At 67.0% G+C, this 3,367-nt stretch carries 3 protein-coding genes; 1 reads left to right on the top strand and 2 read right to left on the bottom strand.

Going from position 1 to position 3,367, the window contains the following annotated elements; genetic code table 11:
• A partial coding sequence (locus B2W70_RS01725; RefSeq protein ID WP_286742240.1) for a hypothetical protein occupies positions 1-1,402 on the bottom strand: 1,402 nt, incomplete at its 3' end.
• An 89-nt stretch (positions 1,403-1,491) separates the two neighbouring features.
• The gene (locus B2W70_RS01720) at positions 1,492-2,400 is read right to left on the bottom strand and encodes a LysR family transcriptional regulator (protein ID WP_286742238.1); all 909 of its coding nucleotides are present in this window, start codon (positions 2,398-2,400) and stop codon (positions 1,492-1,494) included.
• 107 nt (positions 2,401-2,507) lie between these two features.
• Between B2W70_RS01720 and B2W70_RS01715 the strand changes: the two genes are divergently transcribed.
• Positions 2,508-3,260, top strand: a complete 753-nt coding sequence (locus tag B2W70_RS01715; protein WP_286742237.1) for an SDR family NAD(P)-dependent oxidoreductase — start codon at positions 2,508-2,510, stop codon at positions 3,258-3,260.
• The last annotated feature ends 107 nt before the right edge of the window (positions 3,261-3,367 follow it).

Raw genomic sequence — 3,367 nt, 5'->3', positions numbered from 1 at the left:
CCGCCACACCTGTCAGCAAACCTCCGACGGCGGCCTGCGCGATGTCCTGGTTGCGCAAGGCGGTGTCGGCGTCGTCCTGGTCCAGCAGCTTGAGCGCCTCGGCCTCGCCCAGGCTGTCGCTCAGGGTGTCGAAGACGAAGGCCTGCACCTCCCAAGGGGCGATGCGGCGCGACAGGCTTTGCAGCAGCGCGCCACCGGCCTGGGTCAGGTCGGCGACCGTGGCCGCCTTCAACGGGGGCAGCTCCAGCTCCTCGATCAAAGGGAAGCGCGCCAGCTCTTCCAGCACCAGGGGGAAGCGCAGGCACTTGCGAACCTTCTTGGGCATCAGCCAGGTGGCGAGGTTGACGTAATGCTCGCGGATGCGCTTGAGCGCTTCGGTGTCCACGCCAGCGGGTGATTGCAGGCCATTGAAGCCGGGCTCGCCCGTGCCGTCCAGGTTGATGTTGATGAAGTGGTGCCAGGTGGAGTCGGTGCTGACGCGGCCCTTGTTGGCGCGGTGACCGTCGTAGGCCACGATGGAGGCGAACAGCCTGGGCATCAGGGCATCTTTGGGGCCGGTCGGGCCGCTGGGGAAGCCGTCGCCATGCGAGACCGACATCGCCACGATCTCCGGCGACAGGGCGGCGCCCGTGAGGTCGTTGGGCCACTCGGGCACCGATTGCCCACCGACGGTGATGTTGCCGCCCAGGCTGGCTGGCACCAGGCATTCGCCTTCGTGCGGGTGATCTGGGTAGACCTCGAGGGCGCGGCGGGGCGCCTTGAGTTGCACCAGCGGGTGAGGGCTGCCGACGCCACCGGCCTGGGTGCGGAAGTTCAGGTACAGGCGTTGCGGCTCGGTGTTGGACTGGTCGCTGAACTCTTCGCCTTCGTTCGGGCCGGACAGGTTGGTCGAGAAGCGGTTGGTGTTGCTCACATGGGGCGGGGTCTGGGCGGCCTTCCAGCGGCGCATGGCGCGCACCCTGGGCACGTTGCCGCACAGCGAGGCGCCGAGCGTCTGGTGGTCACCGGTGGCGAACACGCCGCCGCCGGCTTCCATGAACTTCGCGATCGTTTCAACTTGCGGGCCTGGCAGGTCGCTGAGGCCTTCGGGCCGGGCTCCGAACAGGAAGACCACGTCGTAGCGCGAGATGCTCAGGCCCTTGCTGGCATCGTTGAAGTCGAAGTTGGGGATGTCGGCGTTCGGGTCGGCGATGCGGCTGGCGGTCACCACCTTGGGCGTCATGCCGTGGATGGTCGAGCCCTTGAGCGTGTTGACGAACTGCGTGAGGCCGAAGCCCTGGCCGGGGTCGAAGTTGAGTGTGTCGGTCACGACCAGCACGCGCGGCTGGCATTCCTTGTAGAGCGCGATCAGGTCGGCGCGGGCGACGGTGGCCAAGGGGGCCTGGAAATGGAGGATGGGCATGGTGAGGTCCTTTCGGGTTGGGCTGTGAGCAGCACCCGAACGGTAAGCACCCATCCTTTCGGACACATCCTGCGAACTAGGGCCTCCCCCTAGCTTGCGGCCACCCCCTCATGGGTGAGGCGCACGTGGTCGATGAAGGCTCGCAGCCCCGCCGACATCAGCTTGCGGCTGGGGTGGTAGAGGTTGAAGCCCGGCACACGAGGGCACCAGTCGTCCAGCACGGTGACCAGCCGTCCGGCTTGCAGGGCAGGCATCGCATGTTGCTCGTAGGTGTAGGCCAGGCCCACGCCGGCCTCTGCGGCCTGCACCATGAGCATGAGGTCGTCGCTGGCCAGCGGACCATCGACCTCCACCTGCACCGCGTGTTGGCGCTTGATGAACTCCCACTTGAAGTAGCTGCCACTGGGGAAGCGGATGCGGATGCAGGGGTGCTGCTGTAAGTCGCGCGGGTGTTTGGGGCGGCCATGGCGGGCGATGTGCTCAGGCGAGGCCACGACCACGAAGCGCTGAGGCGGCCCCAGCGGCACCGCCACCATGTCCTGTTGCAGGCTTTCACCGAAGCGCACGCCGGCGTCGAAGCCCTCGGCCACGATGTCGACGAAACGGTCGTCGGCCACCACCTCCATGCGCATGCCCGGGTGCCGGGTCAGGAAGCCGCTGACCAATGGTGGCAACACCCACTGGCAGGCCGCGCGCGGGGCGTTGATGCGCAAGGTGCCCATGGGGCTGTCGCGAAAGGCGTTGATGTCTTCGAGTGCGCTGGTGATGTCCTGCAGGGCGGGTGCCAACCTGGCCAGCAGTTGCCGCCCCGCCTCGGTGGGCGAGACGCTGCGCGTGGTCCGGTGCAGCAGGCGCAGGCCCAGGCGCTGTTCCAGCCCTTTGATGGTGTGGCTCAGCGCCGAGGGGCTCACCCCGACTTCGATGGCTGCGCGCCGAAAGCTGCCCAGGCGCGCCACCGCCGAGAAGGCCTGGAGGTCCTGCAGGGGAGGGGTGTTCATTGCTGAGCCCTGTTCATCAATGCATTGAATGGTAGGTGGATTGTGTGATGAATCCGATCGCCCTACGCTGGCCCTGTTTCTTCACCCATCCAATGCAGGAGCCGAACATGAACCTCCAAGGTCAAACCATCTTCATCACCGGTGCTTCGTCGGGCATGGGGGCCGACACGGCCCGCCTGCTGGGCTCTCGGGGTGCCAACGTCGTGCTGTCTGCCAGGCGCGAGGCCGCCTGTGCCGACGTGGCCCACGAGGTCGAGGCCGCAGGCGGCCGCGCGCTGGTGCTGCGCATGGACGTGGATCAGGAAAGCGACGTGCAGCGAGCCGTCACGCAGGCGGTGGCGCACTTCGGTCGCATCGATGGCGCCTTCAACAACGCGGGTCTGCTCGGTGCGGGACAGCCCTTTCACGAGATCTCAACCGAAGCGTTCGAGGCGGTGATGCGAACCAACGTGCTGGGCGTGTTCTGGTCGATGAAGCACCAGATCGCGGCCATGCTGAAAAGCGGTGGCGGTGCCATCGTCAACAACGCCTCCATCGTGGCGCAGATCGGCTTTCCCGGCATCGCGCACTACAACGCCAGCAAGCATGCCGTCATGGGGCTGACCCAGACGGCGGCGCTGGAGTACTTCAAACAGGGCATCCGCGTGAACGCCGTGTTGCCCGGTCCGGTCGAAACGCCCATGGCCCTGCAAGGCTTTGGCAACCGCGACAACCTGCAAGCCATGATGAGCGGCAGCGCTGCGGGCCGAGCCGGTCAGCCGAGAGAGGTCGCCGAGGTGGTGGCTTTCTTGCTGTCGTCGGGGGCGAGCTACGTGAGCGGCCAGGGCTGGGTCGTGGACGGCGGCTACACGGTGCAGTGAGCCAACCGTCGTGCCACACCGCAGGCGACCACGCCCGGATCCGCGTGGCCGCCTGATGAGCCGTCTGGCCCATCCACGCTGGGGCGTCATCAGTCAAGGTGGTAGCG

It is taken from the genome of Aquabacterium sp. UBA2148 (genome assembly GCF_002328915.1).
Taxonomy (GTDB): Bacteria; Pseudomonadota; Gammaproteobacteria; order Burkholderiales; family Burkholderiaceae_C; genus Aquabacterium; species Aquabacterium parvum.
The sequence above is the reverse complement of the archived record's forward strand: the minus strand, read 5'-3'. Positions and strand labels throughout refer to the sequence as shown.

Excerpts from the sequence above, each read along its gene's own strand:
- B2W70_RS01720 (WP_286742238.1), bottom strand. The coding sequence starts at position 2,400 with ATGAACACCCCTCCCCTGCAGGACCTCCAGGCCTTCTCGGCGGTGGCG.
- B2W70_RS01715 (WP_286742237.1), top strand. The coding sequence starts at position 2,508 with ATGAACCTCCAAGGTCAAACCATCTTCATCACCGGTGCTTCGTCGGGC.